We start from the raw sequence: 23,744 nt of genomic DNA, 5'->3' as shown, positions 1-23,744 counted from the left end.
TCTGTGATTCCATGCCCCTCATGGACAAGGCCGTATCGCCCCTTCCGGACGACGTCGAAGCGCTCAAGGCGCTACTGGCCGCCGCGGTCTTGCGCGCCGATGATGCCGAGGCCCGCCTTGCCAAGGCCAAGGCCCGCGAGAGTGCGATCGAGGCGCTGATCGCCCACCTCAAACTGCAGATCGCCAGGCTGCGCCGCGAGCAATATGGCGCCAGCGCCGAACGCAGCCGCCATCTGCTCGATCAGCTGGAATTGCAGCTTGAAGATCTCGAGGCCGATGCCTGCGAGAATGATTGCGCTGCCGAAGCCGCTGCGGCGAAGACGAGCGAGGTCGCCGCCTTCGACCGCAAGCGCCCGAGCCGCAAGCCGTTCCCCGAACATCTGCCGCGCGAACGCGTCGTCATCCCCGCGCCCTGTTTGTGCCCGTCCTGCGGCGGCGCGCGCCTGTCGAAGCTGGGCGAGGATATCACCGAGACTCTGGAAGTGATCCCGCGCCAGTGGAAGGTGATCCAGACGGTGCGCGAGAAGTTCTCCTGCCGGGACTGCGAGATGATTATGCAGCCCCCGGCGCCGTTCCATGTCGTGCCACGCGGATGGGCGGGCCCCAGCTTTCTCGCCATGCTCTTGTTCGAGAAGTACGGCCAGCACCAGCCCCTCAACCGGCAGGCCGAGCGCTTTGCCCGCGAAGGCGTTGCGCTCAGCACCTCGACATTGGCCGACCAGGTCGGTGCCGCCGCCTTCGCACTCATGCCGCTCTACCGGCGGATCGAGACCCATGTGCTGGATGCAACCCGGATCCACGGCGACGATACCACCGTGCCGGTCATGGCGAAGGGCAAGACCGATACGGCGCGCCTGTGGGTCTATGTGCGCGATGACCGACCCTTCGCCGGCTGCGATCCGCCAGCGGCCCTGTTCCACTATTCGCGCGACCGGCGCGGCGAGCATCCTCGGGCGCATCTGGCGTCCTGGGCAGGGATTCTGCAGGCCGATGCCTATGGCGGCTACAACGAGCTTTACGCGCCCGGTCGTCAGCCAGCACCCGTGATCGAGGCGGGCTGCTTCGCGCATGCACGCCGCAAATTCTTCGAGCTGGCCGATGTCGAGGGAGCCGCGCGCAGGAGAAGCCGCGGCGAGCACACCGGCATGATCTACCCGATTGCGCTGGAGGCCGTGCAGCGCCTCGATGCCCTGTTCGAGATCGAGCGCGGCATCAATGGCAAGACGGCAGCCGAGCGCGTTGCACTCCGGCAGGAACGCAGCGCGCCGCTGATGGCGGATTTGCACGCCTGGCTCACCGCGCAGCTCGCGAAGCTGTCGCGCAGCCATGATCTGGCGAAGGCGATAGGCTACATGCTCCGGCGCTGGGATGCCTTCACCCGCTTCCTCGATGATGGCCGGATCTGCATCACCAACAATGCCGCCGAGCGGGCACTGCGCTGTGTACCGCTGGGCCGCAAGGCATGGCTGTTCTGCGGTTCGGATCGCGGCGGCCAGCGCGCGGCTGTGCTCTACACGCTGATCCAGACGGCCCGGCTTAACGACGTGGATCCGCAGGCGTGGCTGGCCGATGTCCTCGCGCGCATCGCCGGACATCCCGCGCACCGGATCGATGAACTGCTGCCCTGGAACTGGCGTGCGAACGCAGGAGTGCTATCGCAGGCGGCATGACCGCTCGATCCATGCAGAGGCCCACGGCCATCGACAGCTTCACGCAAATCGCAACGCTGCGCATCGACCTCAAGGACAGCGATCCGCCGATCTGGCGGCAGGTCGAAGTGCCGACCTCGATCACCCTCAAGGTCCTGCATGACATCGTCCAGGCCGCGATGGGCTGGTTCGACTATCATCTCTGGGAGATGGTGATCGACGGCCAGGCATACGGCATCCCGATGGATGACGGCTGGGGCACTCCGCTGCCCAAAAATGCCTCGAGGGTTCGTCTGCGTGATATCCTGGCTCCGGGCACCATCAGGATCGCCTATTCCTACGACTTTGGTGACGACTGGCAGCACACGCTGACCCTGAGTGATGTTCGCCAGGGCGACCCGGCCATAGCCTACCCGCGCTTCATCGCCGGCGAGCGCAATTGCCCGCCCGAAGATTGCGGAGGGATTAGCGGCTTCTACGAAATGCTCGATGCGAGGTCCGATCCCGCGCACGAGGAACATGCTGACATCTGCCGCTGGCTCGAAGACTACGACCCAGAGGAACTGGATATCTTCCCCATCCAGGTCGCGCTCGGCCGTATCGCCGCCAAACGCAACGCCGCCGCAAAGCGCATCATCACAAAATAGGGCGTGTAGCTATCGCGCCGCGGTCCTCACCGGATGGATACGTCGGCGATGATCTCGCAGCCGTAGCGCTTGGTGCCGTCCTGGTCTTCCCACTGCGTATAGTGGATGCGCCCCTCGACCGTCACGAGCTGGCCCTTGGTGCAGTACTTGGCGACGTTCTGGCCGAGACCGTTGAAGCAGGTCACGCGGTGGAATTCGCTGTCCTTGGCAGTGTAGCCGTTTTCGTCCTTGTAGGTCTTGCCGTCCTTGCGTGCGGGACGGTCGGTGACGACCGAGATCGAGGTGATTCTGGTACCGCCCTGGGTCGTGCGGGTTTCGGGATCGCGGGCGATGCGGCCAACGAGGATAACGAGATTGGTCATGGTCTTTCTCCTGATCGAGCATTCCGGGTCCATCCCGGCTGCAAACCCGACTAGGAAGCGGCCACGGCGAAGCGCACCGAAGGGAAACCTCGATCTGGTTCGGGTGGTGCGGGCAGCCGGGCGCAGCCCGGCAACTCGGCCGGACCTGATCGGGGTTGCGCGTCTCGACGGGGATGCTTCAGGAAAGGTTTGCTTACAGGCCGGGTTGGTCCCGAGTGCCTTGCACAGGCCAAGCCATGACTTTTCGCATTAACAGGTTGCCACGTCCCCCCTGACCTCGCTTGCCTTCAAGGCGACATCATATCTCGACTACCGACGCTCCTCCCGAAGCGGACGAAAGCTCCCCTGAAAACGCGCCGCCAGCAGCAGTCTCCACAGTGCCAAGCGGCATAGGCTCGTCCAGACGATGGCCCCGCAACATCCAGTCTTGGGGCGTGATGAGGCGTCCCCAATCCGCAAAGGAAGGAATCGTGCCCAAGTCCTCGCGGACGTGCTGCTCGCCTACAAGGCGAACGGGCACGACACGGCTGTCGGCGTTGAGGATGGTAGGCCCGAACAGCGTTTCGAGCATGAAAATGCCTTCGGCATGGTGCCGAAGGGCCCGGTGCCGCGGATCAGCAAAGATCGCCTTCGACTGGTCAAACCATTGGTGGAGCGGCAGGTAATCTTCCACCACCCCTCCCCATTTCCGGACTGACGATAGGGCGTGATAATAGCAATGAGCCATCACACCTCTCCTAGAGATCAGTCGAATGGTCGTCGGTCGCCGTGTACCGCAGCTGGCAGTCCAGAACGAAACTCGGCATAGCCACGTCGATGACCAGTTCGCCGCAGGCACCATCATTGATTTCCCACCCAGGATGATGGCGTTCGAGAGCAAGGTAAGTCAGTTGCTCGAGGGCGGAATTGAGGCTCTGGTCGTCGCCTTCTCCAGCACAGGCGATCGTCACTTCGGGACACGGAACACTCGCCCCCACGGCGTCAGAGAAGACGCATTCTTCGACCGCACCGCTGTCGCCACACCATCGAAACGGATTTCTACGCGGGCAATTTCGGCATTGCGCAGCGGGGCAATGATAGCTGCCTTGAGCCGTTGGATTTCACTTTGTGCCTGCGCCGCGCGCTCGGCCTGGCGGACAGCAAAATCCGCCATGATCGCCTGAAAATCAGTCATGAAATTTCTCCTGCAATGTGGGGGGAAAGCACCAATCGTCTTGCCCACGATGACAGGCGATTTCTCTCCTCTGACAGGCTGCGCCAGCGCCGATGGCGCTGGCGCGATGCCAGACGCATCAGTCGGTATTCTGAGCCGCGCGCTTGGGTGAAGTGCCAAGCGGACCACGGCGATCAACGACGGTAATCCGACGGGATTTGGCTTCGATGACCAAGCGCTCCAGGACCCCGTTTCCGGGAAAGGCCACGACATAACGGGGGTCGAGCGAGAGCATACGCTCGTTGCGCTTGAAGCCTGCGCGTGCCCCCAGGCGCATGTCGAGGGAGAAGCTGATTTGGGGGATACTGCGTCGTTCCGCCCATGAAGATGCCAGACGGTCAACGCCCTTGGTATCACCGCCGTGGACAAGAACCATGTCAGGAACCCGGTCGTGAACCTTGTCCAGAGTAGCCCAGACGTTGTTGGCGAAAGTGAGAGCGTCCTGCTCGTTTGGATGGCGTGTGCGGCCACCGGCAAAGATCACCGGCGTTCCTTCTGGCATGGCGGCGCGGCGCTTGGCTTCGCACCGGGCTCGGATGAACTCGCGGCCCTCCACAAGCGCGGAAGTCAGCATGGCGCTGTGATTGAAGCGCGAACTCGACACGGGCTTCCACGAGGAGCCGAATTCGTTGAGATAGAGGGCAGCGGCCACTTCGCGCATCTCCTCGAGAGCGATCATGGCCCCTTCGGCACACTGCGCACGCTCAACCTGGGTCTCGAGTTCATGGGTATGAATTTCGGATCCATCTGCAGTGGCCAGGAGCGCTCGGACTTCGTCGGTTGCGCGGTCGACTGCGGTCGATTTGCGGGTCGCGGAACGGTGAAAGATGTTGACGAACGCCCAGCCGAGGTCCTCGGCATCGGCCTCCAGCGCAGTCCCAGAGACCATCGCAAAAAGATCGGACCAGACAGCTTCGAGCGTCTGGACGACCGCTTCGTGGACCGGAAAATCATTGGTGGAAACCGGGGCAGGACCAATCGAAAAACCGGAAAGATCGAGGCCGGCAAGTTGGTCAGAAAATGATGAGTGCATGGGTATTGTCCTCCTGACTGGCGTGAGGCTGACGCACCCGCTCATGGCTGCGCCAGCGAGAGCCCGTCAGGGCCAGCTTGAGGCAGTCTCCGCACCCGACAGGGGAAACCCGCTTGGGCAGGCTGGCGCGGGCAGGCCAACGGCCCACAGGGCCGGGCCAACTCGGGCCTGCGCAAGCCGGGTTGCGGAAGACTGGCGGCTGGCCCAGGGCCTCTCTCGCATGGCTTCAGACCATGAGTGCACATGCAGGCTTGGTCAGTCAGGACTGGTACATGTGTTCGCTCACGATTGAGTGGCGCATTCAGGCCACCCGTTTTGCGTAGACGCCCTCACCGTTCGACATGTGACCGAGGCAGACGTAGTCGCCGAATAACGCTTCAAAGCGCGAGGCGATCTGGGACAGCCAGCGTTGTGCTCTGGGCGATCTGGCCGTGCGCCAATCGGCATCCCAATAGGCGCCATCGTCGCGCTCGACGATCCACACCGCAACCAGGCCGGCGTAAACCGACACGCCGAAATCCGCATAGGCATTGCGCATGAGGATACGGTCTTCGCGGCCTCGCCAACCGTCGTGCGCGATCAGGGAAGGGAATGCCTGCCCTGCGCGCTCGCGCAGATCCTCGCGGAGCCATTCATATTCGAAGTCCCAGTCGTCGTCGTTTTCGACTTCGAGCACGGTGAAGGCGACAATGGCCCCGCTGGGATAGCTGACCGATCGGCCCATGATGCCCTCCTTCAAGCGGCCAGCGCAGCGTCGTCAGACGCTTCGTCAATATCATCGGCAGAGGTCCGTCCCCCGAGTCTGAGCAGAAGCCTTGATGCTTCCTCCGCCTTTGCGGCAGCGGTGAGAATGGCACGGTCATCCTGCTTCAGGAGCTTGAGCCAATGCTCGATATAGCTCGCATGGCTATCCAAGTGTGTGACTGGCAGACCGAGTTCAGCGCCGAGCATGGCGCTCGAAAGTTCGGCAATGAGTTCCTCGGCAGCGTAAGCTGCAGAGCCAAATCGATTCTTGAGATTACGGTCGAGGCGGCTGGCATGACCGGTCCAATGCGATAGCTCGTGCGCGAGCGTCGCGTAATAGGGGTCGAAGCCCGAGAAGAGATGCGCGGGCGGCATTGTCACCCGGTCAGCCACTGGCTCATAATAGGCTTCGTCGCCCTGATGCCGCAGCACGGCCGGAATACGGGCAAAGAATGAGTCGAGTTCAGCCTGACGGCCCTCGGGCTCCACCACCTCAAGCGTCGCGGCGGGATGGAAACGCTCGGGCAGACCTTCGACCTGATCGGCATTGAAAACCGGATAGGCCTTCAGCACACGACGACTTTCGTCGGTCTTTTCGCCGGTTTCGGGGGCTTCGACTTCCTTGGTGTAGCTCTTGTAGAAGATGGCGATGGTGGATTTTTCACCCTTGCGCACCTGTGCGCCCAGTTCTTTGGCCTGATTGTAGGTCATCCAGAACGGCGAGGCGTAACCGCACATGTCGGCAACCATCCAGAGCCAGAATAGATTCATGCCGCGATAAGGGATGCCGCACGCCCGCAATGGGCGCGAGACTGGCACACCGCGCCATGGCTTGATCCACGGCTTCGTGCCTGACTCGAGGCGTGCGATGATTTCCTGGGTGATACGGGCAGCAGGCGACACTCCGCCGCTTTGTCCCTTGCGATAGGCCATGTTGGATCTCCTGAAATGGCCTGACGACAGTTCCGTCGGTCAGTGCCGGAGATCCCGGAGCCCCCTCCGCTCTCTTTCCATGAAGGAAGCGGCCCCCCGGCATGTGCCGGAGGACCGCTTCACGTTGGCGAGCAGCCGTTCCTGTCAGGAGGAGGTCAGGCGGCCAGCTCGCTCGGGGGCTGTTTGTCGTCGTTGGCGACGAACTCCGCGTCGGGACTTTGCGCTTCGTGATCGGCAGGAATTTCCAGCAGGTCGGCAAAGCGCATGACCTCGGGCACCCAGGCGAGGGCCCTTTCCCGAACTTCGACCTCGGTGATGTAGGTCCCCGCGAAGACGCGCTCGGCGCTCATCGCGAGATCGCCCTTTTTCACCGATGCGAAGCGCGAGGACAGTTCCAGGCCGCCGACATCGGTGAGCGCATCGAGGATGACCTGCTTCGAGACGCGGTCGAAGTAGTTTGCTGCGGTCGGACGCCACCATTGCGCCATATCGATGCCGATCGCGCTGCCCAGATGATCCTGGAACGCGATCTGGCGTTCGCCAGGCATGTTGAGGCTCGCCTCGAGTGTGCGAGCGACGACAAAGCCGAGCCATGCTGCGCGACTTTCATCAGCGAGTGCCCGAAACAACTTAAAGCGGGACGAAGCGTCTTCGCCAGATCGCCAGCTCTCATCGAGACCCGAGCGCAGATCCGCAAGAGATGCGCTTGCCGGCGCATCCTTCGCTTCGAACCCGACAATCGGCCCCGCGGGGACGCCGCCACGCAGGGTTGTGGCCGCTCGTGACCGCCAGTCGTGGGTGTCGGCATCCGCGAGGGTGAAGACCATGATGTCGAGCGAAAGGTCGGGATCCGAAGCTACGTGGAGCGCGAGCACATCACGCCGTTGCATCGCAAGTTCGTCGACCAGACGCTTGGAAAGCGCTGCACGGCGCTTGCCATCACTGCCGACACTCGTAACGACTTCGACGCCATCTTCGTCGCCGACGACTTCGATGTCGCGTTCGCCGTAGAACACCGGCTGGAGAACCGGTGTGCCGTCGCGCGAGAGAACGAGGATCATTCCGGCATCGGCCTTCAGTTCGGGTGCCAGCTCCGGGGGCTTTGCCCGAATGTCCTGGCATTCGCGCTCGATTGCTTCGATCGTCGCCTCAGCCGCAGCAATTGCTTCTTCGGCGCTGTCTTCGTCCTCAAGAATGGCCGCATGCTCGTCGTACGAGGCATCGAGCTCGTCAAGGCGGGCCAGTTCGGCGTCAGTCAACGGAGCCGGCTCGGCTGGAAGTCGAATGAGGCCTTCGACGAGATCGTGACTGGCATAGGCGTCAAGCGTCGGCTTGACCCAGGCAAGACCCTGCTCTGCTGCGAGCGCCTTGGCGCGCTTTTCCATCTCCTCCGCGGCGAGCGTTTCGAGAAGCGCGACATCGACCCAGGACTCGCTGTCATCGTCGTCGAAGAGTTCGCGTTCGATCCGGCCACCTGCAGCGATATAGGCTTCGCGACCGACGAGACGGGCCCGAGCATCGCTGCCGCGAACAGTGCCTGAGAGCACCATGCGCCGGATACTGTCGGCGCTGGGCGCATAATAGCCCGAGGACGCCTGTTCATAGACGCGAGCCTGAATTTCTTGGTCGGAGGTCGCGCCGAAAGCTTTGGCGAGATCGAGAGTGATTTCGCCGGATGCCAGAGCATCGAAGACGACGGGTGCAAGGGTCGCGAGACGCAGCCGGCCTTCGACGAAGCGGACCGTCAGTCCGAAGCGGCGCGCGACATCTTCCTTCGAGGCACCAGCATCAATAAGGGCAGCGAACGCCTGCGCTTCATCGGCTGGGTTCATCGCGAGGCGATGGAAGTTTTCGGCCAGGCTCGTTTCGACGGCTATTTCCGCATCGTCCTCAAGCACGAGGCAGGTAACCTCGTAGCCCTTCGGCAGAACTTTCTCTTCGGCAAGCGCCAGCAAGGCGCACCGGCGGCGCTCTCCTGCTTCGACCTCGAATTTTCCACGAGCGGCAGGCCGAACGATGAGGTTCTGCAACAACCCATGAGCTGCAATGCTCGCTTTCAGTTCGGCATCTGCAACTGGGTCACCGTGGCGGCGCACATTGCGAGCAGATTGGACCAACTTGGTCAACGGAATCGACTTGATCATGGGACATACTCCTGATTGCGAGCCCTGGCATCGACCTTCGACGCCCGTTCGGCTCAATCAGAAGCAAGCCCCCTTCCCTCTCTTTGCACTCTGGTCGGATCAATCCTTAATCAGCAATATCAAGGCTGGACGATAGGACGAGTGGTGCCTTGATTGCCGGTATATTCCCAATCGCCGTCAAGCAGATGCAATCCACGATTTTTCGACGGGAGTTACGACTGGTTCATTGCTCTCTTTGCGTTCAGAATAGCGGACGATGAACTGATTTGCATCTGGGCGTAGGCGAACCGAGCAACGCACCAGTTCTTTCATAACATCGACGATCCAGTCGCAATAGCTGGATGGCTTCATCCGCCCGGCTTCATCGAATTCCTCATAAGCCTTGCAACACTCGCGCGGTTGGGGATGGTGGACCGGCGCTGAGATCCAAGACGGGATAAACTCGCGCTTGTCGTGAGCGCAATAGTAGGGTTTGGCAAAAAATCCATCATCACGAGCGACCCTTTGCCTCACACCACAGTTGATATGAGCTGCCGAACACGTAAGTTTCCTCCATGGATAGATCCCCTAACCTCAAGGTATCGAAGTCAAGAACCTACTTCCAACTCCTTATCATCATGAACGTCCTTCTTCTTGCCGCCTCCGCAGCCCTCTTGATCAACCAATCCGCCCCGGTTGCCGAACCACGCGTCGTCACTGCGCGGGGCGATCTTGGCGCGGATGAACGCGCCACTATCGACCTGTTTCGCAATGCGCGCGATTCAGTCGTGTTCATTTCCACACGGCAGCGGGTCGCCGATTTCTGGACACGCAATGTCTATAGCGTGCCGCGCGGATCGGGTTCGGGTCTCGTATGGGACGAGGCCGGCCATATTGTCACAAATTTCCATGTCATCGAAGGCGCCTCCGAAGCGCAAATCCAGCTTGCCGACGGTCGCCAGTTTTCCGCCACGCTGGTCGGTGTTAGCCCACAGCACGATCTTGCTGTCCTGAAAATAGGCGGTGCGGGCTTCACTGCGCCCGCGCGGGTGCCAATCGGGACAAGCAGCGACCTGCAGGTCGGACAGAATGTTTTCGCAATCGGAAACCCGTTCGGACTGGACTGGACCCTGACCAAGGGCATCGTTTCGGCGCTGGATCGTTCGCTGCCGAATGAGAATGGTCCCGACATTCGGCACCTCATCCAGACCGATGCCGCCATAAATCCCGGTAATTCGGGTGGTCCGCTGCTCGATTCCGCGGGCCGACTGATCGGGATCAATACAGCGATCTATAGTCCTTCCGGGGCATCGGCCGGGATCGGCTTTGCCGTGCCGGTCGATACGGTCATACGCGTTGTGCCGCAGCTCATTTCCGAGGGGCGCTATACGCGGCCCAGCCTTGGCGTTGAAAGCGATGACGATATAAACGACCGGCTCAAGCGCGCCTCGGGGATCGAGGGCGTTTTTGTCCTGCGGGTCGATCCCGGGTCATCTGCAGAGCGCGCCGGTCTGGTTGCTGCCCAGCGCACAAGGCGCGGGGTCGCTCCAGGGGACATCGTTACCGCTCTGAACGGCAAACCCGTTTCCAGAGTCGGCGATCTGCTCGCCCGGCTTGACGATTTTCGGGTCGGACAAAGCGTCGAACTTACGCTGATGCGCGGCGGCGAAGAGCGAACAGCCAGGCTCGAACTCGAACCGGGAAGCTGATGCAAGAAGAAGGGCCGGTCCACTGGTAGGACCGGCCCTCACGGCTGCCATTAACCGGCGTTGATCGGGATCGTCTTGCGTCCCTGTGCCGCTTCTGCGGTGCGCGGAACCGTAACGGTCAGAACACCATTGCGGAAGGCCGCCTCGACCTTGTCCTCGTCGATCTGCGAGGGCAGGCCGATGCGACGTTCGAAGCGGCCATAGCTGCGTTCCGAATAGCCGCGTTCCTCGTCGCTGGTTTCGGACTTCTTTTCGCCCCAAATCACCAGTTGGTGATCGTCCAGGCTGATTTCGATGTCCTTTTCTTCCATGCCCGGCAACTCGGCCGTGACCCGGATTTCCTTGTCGTTTTCCGACAATTCGAGCCGCGGCCAGCCAAGGCTGCGTCCGATGGACGGCAGCGACGGCATGGAAAACCCGCGAAACATGTCGTCGAACAAGCGATTGATATCCCGATGAAGCGACATCACCGGATGATCGACCCGCTCCTCCTGCCGGGGAGCGATGTCCTGACCCTGGCTTTTCCAGGGAATGAGATCGCGAATTGCCATCTCGACATTCCTCCTGTTTTCCGACTGGTTCAGGCAAAGCTTCGTCAAGCGGGGCGGGCGCGATTGCACCCACCCCGCCGAGGATTTGCCCTGTGATTAAGGCTTAGGCCGCCTTGTCTTCGGTCAGCTGCGGCGTGTCGTCATTGACATGCTCGCGGCTTCCGATGGCGATCTTGCGCGGCTTGAGCGATTCCGGGACGATCCGCTGGAGCGAAATCGTCAACATGCCGTGCTCGTAGTCCGCATCGCGCACTTCGACATAGTCGGCCAGCTGGAACCGGCGCTCGAACGCACGGGCAGCGATACCGCGATGAACGAATTCGACACCGTCTTCCTCCTTCTCGGTCTTCTGACCAGAGATGACGAGCTGGTTCTGCTGTGCAGTGATGTCGATTTCGTCCGGTCGGAAGCCGGCCACCGCCAGAGTGATCCGGTAGCTGTCTTCGCCGGTGCGGACGATGTCGAAGGGTGGGTAGCCATCCTGCGTCTCGGCGCGGAAGCTGTTCTCGAGCGCATCGAAAAGCCGATCGAAGCCGACCGTCGAGCGGCGATAGGGGGTCAAATCAAATGCAGTTCTCATTTCCAAATCCTCCTTGTTGAGCAATCTGGGCATGAGAGGCGCCGGGAACCAAGAGCCGACGCCCTCTGTCCAACCGGACCCGTTACGGCATCCGGTACTGACAAAATTAGGAAACGCGCAATTGGTTTCAAGACCCGATAAAGATTTTTTGTCGGTTTGTTTTCAGTGCTTTGCAAGGGAAAACCAGGCACACCGATAGAGGTGCGCCTGGCCTTCTTCCAGGAGAGAATGTGATTGGATCCAGTGCGTTTACGCGGTCAGCCGATCGCTGCTCGCGTGATCCGAAGCCCAGCTTTGCATCTGGTCCTTGAGCGCCAGCTTGAGCTTCTTAAGGCGGGCAATCAGAACTTCGTCAGGCCGGGGTCGTTTGCTTTCCAGCCGGATTTCCTCCTCGAGCCGCGCATGTTCGCGTGAAAGATAGTCCAGATACCTGTCGGTCATTATCTCCTCCTCTCTTCGTCGACCGATTTTCCGATGTTGCCGCATTTGGAGCCTGCCTCGCCCAGAACGGCTTGTGCAAGGCGCCCAGGCAGCACTGCCGCCAACGGTGTGCTTGATGATGGGAGAGCGCGGGGTCACACCGCGCTCTCCTCACCGGATTAGAAGTCCATGGCCGGCATCGGTGCGGGCGTACCTTCCTTCGGCAGTTCGGCCACCAGCGCCTCGGTGGTGATCAGCAGCGAGGCGACCGAAGCCGCATCCTGCAGCGCTGTGCGCACCACCTTCGCCGGATCGATGACACCCGACTTCACCAGGTCTTCATATTCGCCGGTCGCGGCGTTGAAGCCGTGGTTGTAGTCGTCGCCTTCGAGCAGCTTGCCGACGATATAGGCACCGTCCTCGCCGGCGTTCTCGGCAATCTGGCGAGCCGGGGCGCGCAGCGCGCGACGCACGATATCGATACCGGACTGCTGGTCGTCATTGGCGGCCTTGAGGCCCTCCAGCGACTTGAGCGACCGGAGCAAGGCGATGCCGCCGCCCGGCAGAATGCCTTCCTCGACCGCCGCACGGGTTGCATGCAGCGCGTCGTCGACACGGTCCTTGCGCTCCTTGACCTCGACTTCGGTCGCACCGCCAACGCGAATAACGGCAACGCCGCCAGCCAGCTTGGCCACGCGCTCCTGCAGTTTTTCGCGGTCGTAGTCGCTGGTCGTGGTCTCGATCTGGGCACGGATCTGGCTGACCCGGGCGTCGATGTCCGCCTTGTTGCCGGCACCATCGACGACGGTCGTGTTGTCCTTGTCGATGATGACCTTTTTGGCCCGGCCGAGCATGCCGATGGTGACATTTTCCAGCTTGGTGCCGAGTTCCTCGCTGACCACATTGCCGGCGGTGAGGATGGCAATGTCCTCCAGCATGGCCTTGCGGCGATCGCCGAAGCCCGGTGCCTTGACCGCCGCGACCTTGAGGCCGCCACGAAGCTTGTTGACCACCAGGGTTGCCAGGGCTTCACCCTCAACGTCCTCGGCGATGATCAGCAACGGCTTGCCCGACTGCACGACCTGTTCCAGCAGCGGAATCATGGCCTGCAGGTTCGACAGCTTCTTCTCGTGGATGAGGATGTACGGATCTTCGAGTTCGACTTTCAGCTTTTCGGCGTTGGTCACGAAATAGGGCGAGAGATAGCCGCGATCGAACTGCATGCCCTCGACCGTTTCGAGTTCGGTCTCGAGGCTCTTGGCTTCCTCGACCGTGATCACGCCTTCATTGCCGACCTTGTCCATGGCTTCGGCAAGGATGCGGCCGACGGTTTCGTCGCCATTGGCGGAAATGGTCGCGACCTGCGCGATTTCGCTGTTGGCGGACACCTTCTTGGCGTGGCTTTCGAGGTCCTTGACCACGGTGCCGACGGCGAGGTCGATACCGCGCTTCAGGTCCATCGGGTTCATGCCGGCCGCAACTGCCTTGGCACCTTCGCGCACGATGGCCTGGGCCAGGACGGTGGCCGTGGTGGTGCCATCACCTGCCTTGTCGTTCTGCTTGCTGGCGACTTCGCGCAGCATCTGTGCGCCCATATTTTCGAACTTGTCCTTGAGTTCGATCTCCTTGGCGACAGTCACGCCATCCTTGGTGATACGAGGGGCACCGAAGCTCTTCTCGATCACCACGTTGCGGCCCTTGGGGCCGAGAGTTACCTTGACCGCATTTGCAAGCGTATCCACGCCGCGGAGCATGCGATCACGCGCATCCGACGCAAATTTTACTTCCTTCGCAGCCATCTGGCCTGCTCCTTTCTCTTCTTTCGATTGAACTGAAGATCGGGTTGATTGCTTACGCCGCCTTCTTGAGCTCGGCGGTGGCTTCGATGATGCCGAGGATGTCGCTCTCCTTCATGATGAGCAGGTCCTCGCCGTCGATCCGCACTTCGGTGCCGGACCACTTGCCGAACAGGATGCGGTCGCCCGCCTTGACGGCAAGTTCCACCAGCTTCCCGGCATCGTCACGCGCACCCGGGCCGACGGCAACGACTTCGCCTTCCATCGGCTTTTCCCTGGCGGTGTCAGGGATGATAATGCCGCCGGCCGTCTTTTCTTCGGCCTCGATACGGCGAACCAGCACGCGATCGTGCAAAGGTCGGAAATGCATGCATAACCTCCATTACAAAGCGAAATGACTTACAGCGCCTTCCCCGGATGATCGGCGAGAGACTTTGGCGATCTAGTTTTGGCGAAAACGGCTTCAAGAGGTCCGAGCAAAATTTTTTGGCACTCACCGATCGCGACTGCCAATAGCCATTTTCCGTTCGCCTTATCAGGGTCTTGACGGTCTAAAATCGACTCACAAAATATCCCGAGCGGAGTAATCCGCGGTGAGTGACCAGCGGCAAGGCAGAAAGGAGGATGTTTCCATGTCGCAACCATTCGCACGCTACCTGCATCCCTTCGATGTAGCGCATCATCCCGCGCTTGAGCCCGAAGTGAAGCGAGCCATCCTGGCTTCCTGGGCGTCTGATCGGCATGCCGTCGAAAACCAGCCGGCGATGCGCCAGCCCCCCGAACTCAAAGGTCCGGTTTCCGTTGACGACGTATTCGCGGCGCTGCGCTCGCTCGACGGCCCGGACAGCCAGCCCACGCTGCAATGACCGATCGCGCTTTCCTGGTTCAGCTGGACGGATACGGACTGACCACGGCAGAAATCTGCTATTTCATGCCGGATCACCCCTCGCTTGTGCAGATCTATGCATGGCAGGAATACGACGCAGCACCGGATTTTCCGGTGTTGTTCGATTTCCTCGCACATTGGCGGCGCGAGATCGAAGCGGAGATCAGGTCAGTCCGTATCGCGCACGAAAAGATGATCCGGCCAGCGAGCTGGCGTTCTGCCGACGGGGTGATTTCCTGGGATTGATCCACGCTGATGGAAGTTCCCGGGATCGGTCCACTTGTCGTATCGGCACAGGTTGCCTGTGTCCCCGCCCCATCCGTCTTTCGATGCGGTCGCAACATGGCCGCCTGGATCGGTCTAGTGCCGCGTCAGAACTCGTCAGGAGGCAAGGCCCGACTGGGGTCGATCACCAAAGCGGGCAACCGCTACTTGCGACAGATGCTGTTCTCAGGAGCGATGGCGGTTGTCCGCCGAGCGATGCAGGGGACCCAGCGGACATGGCTTGTTCGGCTGCTCGAACGGCTCAAGCCTAAGGTCGCTGCCATGGCACTAGCTAACAAGAATGCGAGGATCGCATGGGCCATCATGATGAGCGGTGAGAGGTACAGGGAGCCACAGGTTATCGCAGCCTAGAAACTTACGCCGCCTGGAAGCGGCGAACAGAGGTTGGAAAGGGCATAGGAGCTATTGCACGAAAGCAGGTTGATACCGCCGAACGAGAAGATCCCACTTGCGCCCTGCACCTTTTGAGTGCGCGAAATTGATCGGGAACCTGGTTCGCGGAAGGCATTATGGCCAGCGGCAACAATCAGGCCGCATTACAGGTCGGACACATGGCCGCACCAACCAGCGCTGCAATACTCGAAATCCCTTGCCAACGGAGAGCCGTCCACACATGGGGCGCAAAGCTGCCGGAAACACCCCAGCGGAGCACGGGCGTTGGATTTTCACTCTACGTAGAATCCACCACCCGAAACACCGCCCCTGTACCAGCGTCTCGAACCAGATCGACACCCATTCCGTCCCAGTGATAGTCGAGGTGACGTCCCTGAGTGGGTTCAGATGCGCAATCCGGGTAGAACAAGCCGACACATTCACCACCTGGATGCCGGATGCTCGGATAGACAAAACCGTCGGCCCCGCCCCCTTTGAGTTCAACAGCGAGGGCTTGCGATGCGGCATAGTTGTCGGGATCAAGCGCTGGATCGCCTGCGGCAAGGCTCCTGAGATCATGAAGATCGGCGCCTACCGACAGTACGATCTCACGGAACTGCGAGGTCCAGCCTGGCGCTTCGGCAGTGCGAGCCATGAAGCGGGCATGATGATGGATTGTCTCGAACAGCGCAGTTTCGAATGCATCCCCCGCGTATAGGACGCCGTAGGTCCCATCGGTGAAGCGACTTGGTCGGTCAGTGCTGACATGCGTGAACGGGGCCATCAGATAGGATGCGCCGTTGCCCCCTACCCGGCGATCAGTTGGCACGAGATCGAGATTGCCGATCGTCGCCATGATGCGGGGATTGGTCTTTTGCTCGGCAGAGATCAGCAGCGGCCAATCTGCGGGGTCTGCGATATCTTCGAACAGGTCGATAGGTGGAAAGGCACTGCGGATAATCCGTACAGCACCTTTCCACTCGACCTGGGCAACCGGAATTGCCTTGGGATCAATCACCAGGCACCACGTTCGGCATCAAGATAGCGACGCACCCGCATGACATCAGTCAGCTCGCCGCCCAGCATGACATCGAGCGCGCTCGCTCCGGCAAAGGCGGCGTTACCTGCCTTAATCCAGGCGTAGCCACGTTGGGGTTCGGAAAAGATGATCCTCAGCGCCTTGTGGATACCCATCAGGTTGGAGAGCCGCGCCGCACCATCGCGCGAGACACGGCCCGGCCCCTCAGCTTTCCAGCGCCGATAGGAGCGAACCGGCATGTCGAGCAAAGTCGCGGCTTGTTCGTCGGTTAGTTCCCATTTCCCAAACAGGTTCAGCACGGCGCGGAACATGGCCGCTGCTTCCTCCTGGGTTACAGGATCGGGCCGGAAGGCATGGGGGACGGTATCAACGGGTTGCAGTGCCAACATGAGCATTCTCCATATGGCATCATATATCACTTTAGATGCCAATTGGCAATTTAGGGCTGCCTCATCCGACAAGTCCCGCCAAGACCGCCACAGCGCTCGTCGTCGGGACGAAAAGCCGCGTCTGATAGCGTATGATCTCGGTGAAGCACCCATGTGCCTTGTACCAGTCGAGGCGCGACGCCGACCAACCAGCCAGTTCGAGCCGCTGCGCGCCATTGACGAGGCTGCGCTTGAGAGTAAGCGCTTCGCGGCTTTTGATTTGCATCGGTCGCCCTGTCCCGAGCACCGCATCGACGATTTGCTCTGCCGAAAAGGCATGTTCGTCTTCAAGCCCAAGCGCCTGGCATAGTTCGGGCACGCAATGGAGCGGAACCTCCCGACCTAATAGCGAGCGTCCGTCCCGCGCCGAAATCCGGCTGACACGTACATAGTCGGAAGGGAGTTTGTCCCACACCGGAAGTAGGAGGCCGGTTGCAAGATGCAGGCGCTCGCGCTTGTGATTTGAGGCGGCGTCATCGACCTCCACCTGCCACAGGCGGCGAAATTCGGTTGGATCCACCGCTTCCCAGTTGCTCTCCTCGAGTTGATCGGCAGTGATGTGTCCGTGCTTCAAGGGGCGGACAAGCTCGAAGCGGGCCACACGCGTACCTTCGTCGGTGAGCAGACTTCGCGCTGGGACCAGCAGCCCGATCCGGCCTGAGCGCGCATTACGCAGAAGTTGCTGACGCGAACCTGAAAAGCCGTAGAGCTCTTCCAGTCGTTCGAGACGCAATGGCTTGAGCGCGCGGGCGATCTCGAGTTCCAGGAGGTGCGTAGTCGCACCCGACAGCGCATCAGTGCGCAGTAGCGTGTCGGTCAGCACCTCGTAATGCTCTACCGCAATAGTCTCGACCCCAATGTCGAGCGTGCCGGCCTGCCGTGCTGCATCGATCCGCGCTTCGACGAGGCCGAGAAACTCGTCAAATATGCCGTTTTGCAAAGCAATCGGCAATGCGAGGATGCGATTGAGCCAGCGCTGGATTGTTGGCAGGTCATCGACCATCCCGCCGTCGGGCCCTTCGACCCTGAGCCCGCTCAATTCCTCAAACCGAGAAAGCGTAACGGCTTCCAGCTTGCCTGCGAACAACAGGCCGAACCAGCGATGGAGCGCCTCCTTGGCGTAGGTGCTCTCGAGATTGTCGGCAGGATCGAAGAGGTTCTGCCCACCCGTCTGGCGCTGCCCGCGGGTTAGCGCGCCGAGGCTGTCTAGCCGACGTGCAATGGTCGATATAAACCGACGTTCGCCACGCACATCGGTTGTCACCGGGCGGAACAGAGGGGCCGATGCCTGATTGGTGCGGTTGGTACGGCCAAGGCCCTGAATTGCGGCATCGGCCCGCCAGCCCGGCTCAAGCAGGAAATGGACCCGGCGCATCTGGTTCTTTGCCGCAAGGTCGGCATGATAACTGCGGCCGGTGCCACCGGCATCGGAGAAAACGAGAATTCGCTTGGTTCCGTCCATAAAATCTCGCGTCTCGGCGACATTGGCGCGCGGAGAGCGCGACTGGAGCACCTGGCACCCATCGCGTCCGACGATCAGGCGGCGGGTACGGCCGGTGACTTCGGCGACCTGATCGACACCGAACCGTTCGATGATCGCATCGAGCGCCGTCGCGATCGGCGGCAAGGCACAGAGCTGCTCGATCATGCTATCGCGCGCGGCAAGCGCCGAACGACAGAGAACAGGGGCACCGTTCTCATCACTCATCGGTTCGGACCGGGCATTGCCATTCTCGTCCGTAAACACGGCCATCAACCGAACCGGGAAGCTTTTGGTGAGGTAATCGACCACGTATTCACGGGGGGAGAGATCGATTTCGAGTGCTTCACGTTCCGCATCGGAGAGATCAGCAAGGCGGCGGTTGAGCATGGCTTCGGCGGTCGAGACGAGTTGCATGTCGCGCGACATTCAGGTTGAGAAAGCGCGACAAACAAGATGAGAATCTTGCGTTCCGGGATTGGCGAAGGGCGTAGCCCGTAGCCGATGCCGGAACGCAGGGGGCGCCTTTTGAAGGGTGCCTGTGATGGTCGTGGTGGTCGCTATGCATTGGGTTTTCCTAGGGAGGAGGACCTGACGTGTGGCGGGCCGACACATCAACGATCATCAGGTGAGACTTTTCATGACCCACAGACGTAACGATCCCGTCGCCCTGGCGGCGGCCAAGGCCGGTTTCAGCCCGGCGACAGGCTACCGGGTGCTGCAGGATGCGCGCCTGCCTTCTCAGCGACAGGCGCCGCGCGGCCGACGGCGGCCTGATCCGCTATCAGGCATTTTCGAAGAAGTCGTCGTGCCGATGCTGGAGGCCGCCCCCGGTCTTCGTCCTGTCGCGATCTTCGAGGAACTGCGCCGCCGGTACCCGGATACCGAGTTCGGCTCACGACGAACCCTGGAGAGGCGTATTCGCGACTGGCGCGCTCTGAACGGCCAGGATCGGGAAGTCATCTTCAGGCAGGTTCATGAACCGGGACGGCTCGGCATGTCCGATTTTACGTGCATGAACGATCTGGACGTCGCCATCGCCGGGGCCCCCTTGGATCACTTGCTCTATCACTTCCGCCTGCCTTGCGGTGGCTTTGAACATGGGCACGTCATTCTGGGCGGCGAGAGTTTCGTCGCCCTGGCCGAAGGGCTGCAGAATGCGCTCTGGTCTGCTGGCGGAGCGCCCAGGCTCCACCGTACCGACAGCTTGTCGGCCGCCTTCCGCAACCTGGACGCAGATGCGAAGGCCGACCTGACCAAGCGCTATGACGCCCTATGCGCCCATTATGGAATGGAGCCGACGCGCAACAACACAGGCATTGCCCACGAGAACGGTGCGATCGAGAGCGCCCACGGCCATATCAAGGCTGCAGTCAAGGACGCGCTGTTATTGCGCGGGACCACCGACTTCACCGACCTTGCCGCTTATCGCCGCTTCATCGACGAAGTCGTGACCGCAAGGAACCGGCGCCACGGTCCCGGCATCGATGCTGAGCGCAAGGCGCTGCAATCCCTCCCGAACGCACGGACTACCGATTACGAGGAAGTCCTCGTGACGGTGACGTCCTCGGGCGGCTTCACTCTGCGCAAGGTGTTCTACACGGTCCCCTCGCGCCTGATCGGACATCGCCTGCGCGTGCGCCTTTACGACGACCGTCTCGATGTCTTCATCGGCGGCACAAGGCTCATGACCCTGCAGCGCGGCCGCGCCGGTGTGAACGGTAAGCACGGCCACGTCGTCGATTATCGCCATGTCATTCATTCCCTGCGGCGCAAGCCGATGGCGCTACGGGGATTGGTCTATCGTGACAGCCTGTTCCCCCGCGCGCCCTACCGCCTCATGTTCGAGCACTTGCTGGAAGCTGTGGGCGAGAAAGAAGCCTGCCGGATCATGGTCGAGCTTCTGGCCATGGCCCACGAGCGCGCCTGCGAGGCGGAGCTCGCCCATATCCTGGAGGAGGACCTGGCAATCCGCAGGACCCCATGCCTGTCGGCACTACGGGCCCGCTTCAGCCCCGATCCCGCCACTTTGCCCGAAGTCGTGGTCGAGATGGTCTCGCTCTCGATCTACGACGGGCTGATCGAACAGGGAGAAGCGGCATGAGCACGGCTCTATGATCGACGCACAGCGCCCGGCCTGATGCTCAATGAACTGCGCTTGCCAACCATCAAGCATATCTGGGAGATTTTGCGGCCCGTGCGGACAAGGAAGGATGGCCCGCGAGCCGGTTCCTTGCAGCCCTTGCCGAACATGAACTCGCCGAACGCGATCGCCGCCGGATCGGGCGTCATCTGGCTGAAGCCCACCTGCCGGCAGGCAAGACGTTGGACTGCTTTGCGTTCGAGGCCGTGCCGATGATCTCCAAGGCCCAGGTCATGGCCCTGTGCGCCGGCGATGGCTGGCTCGACCAGGGTTCCAATCTCATCCTGTTCGGCCCGCCAGGCGGCGGCAAAAGCCATCTGGCGGCGGCGATCGGCCTGGCGTTGGTGGAAAATGGCTGGCGAGTGCTGTTCTCCGCACCTCTGACCTCGTCCAGCGTCTGCAGGTCGCTCGCCGCGAACTGACGCTGGAATCCGCAATCGCCAAGCTCGACAAATATCATCTGCTCATTCTCGACGACTTTGCCTACGTCTCACGCGATCAGGCGGAAACCTCCGTCCTCTTCGAACTGATCAGTGCCCGATACGAGCGCAGATCCTTGCTCATCACCGCCAACCAGCCCTTCGGTGAATGGAATCGCGTCTTCCCGGACCCGGCAATGACGCTCGCTGCGGTCGACAGGCTCGTGCATCACGCCACGATCTTCGAGATGAACGTCGAAAGTTATCGCCGGCGCACGGCTCAGGCCCGCCGCACCGGGGCTGGACGTCCTGCCGCCTACACCACTCCGAAAGTCCTCGAGACCATCCGCGACAATCAGGATGAGAACGAGGTCCTTGCCAGCGACAATTAAAATCGGCACTGAATGACGCGCCGCGACAATCACATTCTCATCCTGATTGACGCGCAATCCTCATCCTGTTTGTCGCGCTACAAGTTGCACTACAACAGCGTTGCCGTCGACAAGTGCCGTATCAATCGCAGGCAGCAGGCTCGGCAGCTTCATGGATAAAAGGAGCTGCGCGAAGAAGCGCTGCTTGGTGCCTTCAAACACCGAAAACGCAGCCGATTTGGCACCTGAATTGAGTGTCTCGCCACTGTCAGTGTCGACGATCCGCGTTGCCTCGAGAGCTTCGCGCAGGTTGGCATGAATGATTGCCCAGGCGTCTGCATAGGCGTCATAAACCGCTACCTGGTCGGGGGTCAGGCAATGCTCGAGAATCTCGTACTCAACTCCGGCGAATGAAAGGGCCCTCGCCGCATACAGCCCCAGTGACTTCAGATCGCGCGCGACCAGTTCCATTGCAGCGATACCGCCATCGCGGATATCTGCGACGAAGGCTTCGCGATTGGCAAAAGCCGTTTCGGGACCCCAAAGGCCAAGACGGGTGGCATAGGCGAGATTATTGACGTCGGATGCCCCGGTCGCCGAAGCGTAGAGCACGCGGGCGCGCGGCAGCAGATTCTGGATGCGAACACCGGCAATGCCCTGCTCCGATCCCTTGACCTTACCACGTGAGCCCTCCCCGCCTGCGGCGTTGGCCATCGCATGGGCTTCGTCGAAGACGATGAGCCCGTCGAAGTCCTCCCCTGCCCATTCGAGAATCTGATCGAGCCGGGTCGCATCGCTGCGGCCCGAACGCAGCGTCGGATAAGTCACGAAGAGTATGCCCTCGCGCATCCCGATCGGGACACCGAGCTTCCATTGGCCAAGGGGCTGGACGTCGATGGGAAGGCCGCCGAGCGCGCTCCAGTCGCGGCGGGCATCTTCGAGCAAAGCTTCGTTCTTGGAAATCCAGATGTGGCGCCGTTCGCCCCTCACCCACCGGTCGAGGATGACGGAAGCGACTTGTCTGCCTTTACCTGCGCCAGTTCCGTCACCAAGAAAGTAGCCCATGCGGTAGGCGTGCCCCTCGGCGCTCGCCTTCAAGGCGCAGCCCTTGTCGTCGGGCTCAAACCGTCCCGGCAGATCGCGGGCATGCGCGCTTGCGGCATAGATCAGGGTCTCGGCCTGCGCAGCGGATAAGGCGCCTCCAGCAATGACGCTCGAAGGAAGCTGAGGCACCACTTCGGGCACGGGTGCGGTTATCGAACCCATCGCAACGGATTCGACCAGCGGGGTCGGATGCGGGACCGCATCTGCAATCGAGATCCGGCTCGGTCGGTAAGGCAAATAATGCCCAACCTGACTTTCGATAGGCGCAGGTGCTTCGAGCGGAGTAAAATCAAGCGGCAGGATCGACGGCGCCGCAGCGGCTGGATGGACCTTAAGTGGAACCGGCTTCGTCCTGTTCGCAACCAGCCGAAGTGGCAATGCTGGCTTGATGCCAATGCTGGGTCCCGCGGGCAGGCTTACCCGGTCAGGGAGCATATCGATCAGCAGATGAAGCTCGGCAAAGTTTGCCGGCTGGGCGATGATCGGGCTGGTACCATCCTCAGCCTTGTCGAGAATCAGGAGCCGGGTTGAGATTGAGGTGCCTTGCTTGATGAAACCGCGCTCGATCGTCGCGTTGAGACGCAACGAGACGGGACCAGCGATCCCGGCAAGGAACTTCGGAAGCTCGAACCATTCTGGCATCACTGCGACCAGGCGGCCACCGGGCAGAAGGCGCTTCCAGGCAGAACGCAAGTGCCGGTTGCCAGTGCGGCCATCGTGGCCCCTCTCGATACCGTGTGAATAGGGCGGGTTCATCAGCACCACGCTCGGACCCACGTCGGGCGTGAGAAGTTCGTCGATCAGTTCCGCGTCAAATCCGGTGACTGTCGCTTCCGGAAACACAGCGCCCAGACATTCGCGGCGCAGCGGCGAAATCTCGTTGAGAGCAAGACGCGCAGCTGCCTTTGCCGCCCATACGCCCAGCATCCCGGTCCCGGCCGACGGCTCGAGAACCAGTTCATTGGCAGAAATCTCGGATGCCTTTGCAGCCATCCAGGCCAGACGGGGCGGCGTTGCAAATTGTTGCCACTCGATCTGCTCGTCGCTCCGGTTGGACTGGGTCGGGAGCAGACGTTCAAGGCGCGTAAAGGCCTCATCGGCAGCGCTGGATGGCATCGCGAGAGAGAATTCAGTTGCCTGCACCAAGAATAGCACCTGCGCCAATTCAAGTGCGGCATGGGCATCGCGTACGGACCAGCGTCCTTCGGCGTCGCTACCGCCGAAGTGATCGGCCATTGTTGCATTCACAGTGAGCCGAGAAATTGCTTGATCTGCAGCGAGCCGCGCGCCCAGCGCTCTCGCCGCTGCCAGCACTTGCGGCTCGGCGGGATCGGAGAATGCGAAAGCGGTATTTGCGTGTGACATGAGAGACCTCCTGAAGAAGCCCTGGGTTTGTCCGGGTGTCCGTTCAGATGGATCCGCCCGGGGGCCTCACAAGGCCCCAAGCCCGCTTTCCT

The 23,744-nt window shown here is 61.3% G+C and carries 24 protein-coding genes and 1 pseudogene; 8 read left to right on the top strand and 17 right to left on the bottom strand.

The window, feature by feature from the left end:
* The first annotated feature begins 20 nt into the window (after positions 1-20).
* Together tnpC and HT578_RS00350 are read left to right on the top strand one after the other, a co-directional pair.
* Entirely contained in the window at positions 21-1,670 is a 1,650-nt protein-coding gene (tnpC, locus tag HT578_RS00355) for an IS66 family transposase (protein ID WP_008604015.1), read from the top strand.
* Positions 1,667-2,296, top strand: a complete 630-nt coding sequence (locus HT578_RS00350; RefSeq protein ID WP_239026414.1) for a plasmid pRiA4b ORF-3 family protein — start codon at positions 1,667-1,669, stop codon at positions 2,294-2,296. Before tnpC ends, HT578_RS00350 begins: the two co-directional genes overlap by 4 nt.
* Before the next feature lie 26 nt (positions 2,297-2,322).
* On the opposite strand, the gene HT578_RS00345 is transcribed toward HT578_RS00350, so the two are convergent.
* From HT578_RS00345 to HT578_RS00315, 8 genes are all read right to left on the bottom strand, one after another.
* A complete protein-coding gene (locus HT578_RS00345; RefSeq protein ID WP_213501424.1) occupies positions 2,323-2,658 on the bottom strand; it encodes a single-stranded DNA-binding protein in 336 nt (111 codons plus the stop codon).
* A 298-nt stretch (positions 2,659-2,956) separates the two neighbouring features.
* Positions 2,957-3,385, bottom strand: coding sequence for a DUF6915 family protein (locus tag HT578_RS00340; RefSeq protein WP_213501423.1), 429 nt, complete (start codon positions 3,383-3,385; stop codon positions 2,957-2,959).
* Between the two features lie 10 nt (positions 3,386-3,395).
* Entirely contained in the window at positions 3,396-3,635 is a 240-nt protein-coding gene (locus HT578_RS22445) for a DUF6878 family protein (RefSeq protein WP_338422158.1), read from the bottom strand.
* Entirely contained in the window at positions 3,605-3,832 is a 228-nt protein-coding gene (locus tag HT578_RS22085) for a hypothetical protein (RefSeq protein ID WP_239026413.1), read from the bottom strand. Before HT578_RS22085 ends, HT578_RS22445 begins: the two co-directional genes overlap by 31 nt.
* A gap of 118 nt (positions 3,833-3,950) precedes the next feature.
* A complete protein-coding gene (locus tag HT578_RS00330) occupies positions 3,951-4,904 on the bottom strand; it encodes a DUF2493 domain-containing protein (RefSeq protein ID WP_213503896.1) in 954 nt (317 codons plus the stop codon).
* A gap of 301 nt (positions 4,905-5,205) precedes the next feature.
* Positions 5,206-5,628 (bottom strand): hypothetical protein, encoded by a 423-nt coding sequence (locus tag HT578_RS00325; protein ID WP_119594991.1) that lies wholly within the window; start codon positions 5,626-5,628, stop codon positions 5,206-5,208.
* Positions 5,629-5,639: 11 nt separating this feature from the next.
* Positions 5,640-6,581, bottom strand: coding sequence for an ArdC family protein (locus HT578_RS00320; protein WP_213501422.1), 942 nt, complete (start codon positions 6,579-6,581; stop codon positions 5,640-5,642).
* 155 nt (positions 6,582-6,736) lie between these two features.
* Positions 6,737-8,725 carry a ParB/RepB/Spo0J family partition protein gene (locus HT578_RS00315; RefSeq protein ID WP_213501420.1) on the bottom strand — a complete coding sequence of 663 codons (1,989 nt, stop codon included), beginning with the start codon at positions 8,723-8,725 and terminating at the stop codon, positions 6,737-6,739.
* Positions 8,726-9,279: 554 nt separating this feature from the next.
* On the opposite strand from HT578_RS00315, the gene HT578_RS00310 reads away from it, so the two are divergent.
* The gene (locus HT578_RS00310; protein WP_213501418.1) at positions 9,280-10,413 is read left to right on the top strand and encodes a S1C family serine protease; all 1,134 of its coding nucleotides are present in this window, start codon (positions 9,280-9,282) and stop codon (positions 10,411-10,413) included.
* A gap of 50 nt (positions 10,414-10,463) precedes the next feature.
* Here the strand turns inward: HT578_RS00310 and HT578_RS00305 are convergent, their stop codons facing one another.
* The 5 genes from HT578_RS00305 to groES all read right to left on the bottom strand — a co-directional run bounded on the left by HT578_RS00305 (position 10,464) and on the right by groES (position 14,130).
* A complete protein-coding gene (locus HT578_RS00305; RefSeq protein ID WP_213501416.1) occupies positions 10,464-10,964 on the bottom strand; it encodes an Hsp20/alpha crystallin family protein in 501 nt (166 codons plus the stop codon).
* Positions 10,965-11,067: 103 nt separating this feature from the next.
* Complete coding sequence (locus HT578_RS00300) at positions 11,068-11,544, bottom strand: Hsp20 family protein (protein WP_213501415.1); 477 nt, start codon at positions 11,542-11,544, stop codon at positions 11,068-11,070.
* A gap of 249 nt (positions 11,545-11,793) precedes the next feature.
* A complete protein-coding gene (locus HT578_RS00295; protein WP_213501414.1) occupies positions 11,794-11,985 on the bottom strand; it encodes a DUF465 domain-containing protein in 192 nt (63 codons plus the stop codon).
* 158 nt (positions 11,986-12,143) lie between these two features.
* Positions 12,144-13,763 (bottom strand): chaperonin GroEL, encoded by a 1,620-nt coding sequence (groL, locus tag HT578_RS00290; protein WP_213501413.1) that lies wholly within the window; start codon positions 13,761-13,763, stop codon positions 12,144-12,146.
* Positions 13,764-13,815: 52 nt separating this feature from the next.
* The gene (gene groES / locus HT578_RS00285) at positions 13,816-14,130 is read right to left on the bottom strand and encodes a co-chaperone GroES (protein ID WP_047820078.1); all 315 of its coding nucleotides are present in this window, start codon (positions 14,128-14,130) and stop codon (positions 13,816-13,818) included.
* 262 nt (positions 14,131-14,392) lie between these two features.
* On the opposite strand from groES, the gene HT578_RS00280 reads away from it, so the two are divergent.
* The 3 genes from HT578_RS00280 to HT578_RS22525 are packed head-to-tail and all read left to right on the top strand — an operon-like array spanning position 14,393 to position 15,282.
* The gene (locus HT578_RS00280; RefSeq protein WP_047820079.1) at positions 14,393-14,626 is read left to right on the top strand and encodes a hypothetical protein; all 234 of its coding nucleotides are present in this window, start codon (positions 14,393-14,395) and stop codon (positions 14,624-14,626) included.
* On the top strand, positions 14,623-14,892 hold the full coding sequence (locus HT578_RS00275; RefSeq protein WP_213501412.1) for an usg protein: 270 nt from the start codon (positions 14,623-14,625) through the stop codon (positions 14,890-14,892). The genes HT578_RS00280 and HT578_RS00275 overlap by 4 nt, the downstream gene beginning before the upstream one ends.
* 9 nt (positions 14,893-14,901) lie before the next feature.
* On the top strand, positions 14,902-15,282 hold the full coding sequence (locus tag HT578_RS22525; RefSeq protein WP_213501411.1) for a transposase: 381 nt from the start codon (positions 14,902-14,904) through the stop codon (positions 15,280-15,282).
* A 319-nt stretch (positions 15,283-15,601) separates the two neighbouring features.
* On the opposite strand, the gene HT578_RS00265 is transcribed toward HT578_RS22525, so the two are convergent.
* The 3 genes from HT578_RS00265 to HT578_RS00255 form a co-directional block, all read right to left on the bottom strand.
* Positions 15,602-16,321 carry an RES family NAD+ phosphorylase gene (locus tag HT578_RS00265; RefSeq protein ID WP_213501410.1) on the bottom strand — a complete coding sequence of 240 codons (720 nt, stop codon included), beginning with the start codon at positions 16,319-16,321 and terminating at the stop codon, positions 15,602-15,604.
* Positions 16,318-16,731: an MbcA/ParS/Xre antitoxin family protein gene (locus HT578_RS00260; RefSeq protein ID WP_213501409.1), complete on the bottom strand. Its 414-nt coding sequence runs from the start codon at positions 16,729-16,731 to the stop codon at positions 16,318-16,320. The genes HT578_RS00265 and HT578_RS00260 overlap by 4 nt, the downstream gene beginning before the upstream one ends.
* Positions 16,732-16,792: 61 nt before the next feature.
* The gene (locus HT578_RS00255) at positions 16,793-18,523 is read right to left on the bottom strand and encodes a strawberry notch C-terminal domain-containing protein (RefSeq protein ID WP_213503895.1); all 1,731 of its coding nucleotides are present in this window, start codon (positions 18,521-18,523) and stop codon (positions 16,793-16,795) included.
* A gap of 325 nt (positions 18,524-18,848) precedes the next feature.
* Here HT578_RS00255 and istA point away from each other — a divergent pair, with 325 nt between their 5' ends.
* The gene (gene istA / locus HT578_RS00250) at positions 18,849-20,354 is read left to right on the top strand and encodes an IS21 family transposase (RefSeq protein WP_213501408.1); all 1,506 of its coding nucleotides are present in this window, start codon (positions 18,849-18,851) and stop codon (positions 20,352-20,354) included.
* A 10-nt stretch (positions 20,355-20,364) separates the two neighbouring features.
* Positions 20,365-21,204: pseudogene (istB, locus tag HT578_RS00245) on the top strand (IS21-like element helper ATPase IstB).
* A 60-nt stretch (positions 21,205-21,264) separates the two neighbouring features.
* Here istB and HT578_RS00240 read toward each other — a convergent pair.
* Positions 21,265-23,652: a strawberry notch family protein gene (locus tag HT578_RS00240; protein ID WP_239026411.1), complete on the bottom strand. Its 2,388-nt coding sequence runs from the start codon at positions 23,650-23,652 to the stop codon at positions 21,265-21,267.
* Between the last annotated feature and the right edge of the window lie 92 nt (positions 23,653-23,744).

The organism is Novosphingobium decolorationis, from assembly GCF_018417475.1.
In the GTDB taxonomy this organism is placed as follows: domain Bacteria; phylum Pseudomonadota; class Alphaproteobacteria; order Sphingomonadales; family Sphingomonadaceae; genus Novosphingobium; species Novosphingobium decolorationis.
Note: the sequence above shows the minus strand (reverse complement) of the source record. Positions and strands in the feature narration are given on the sequence as shown.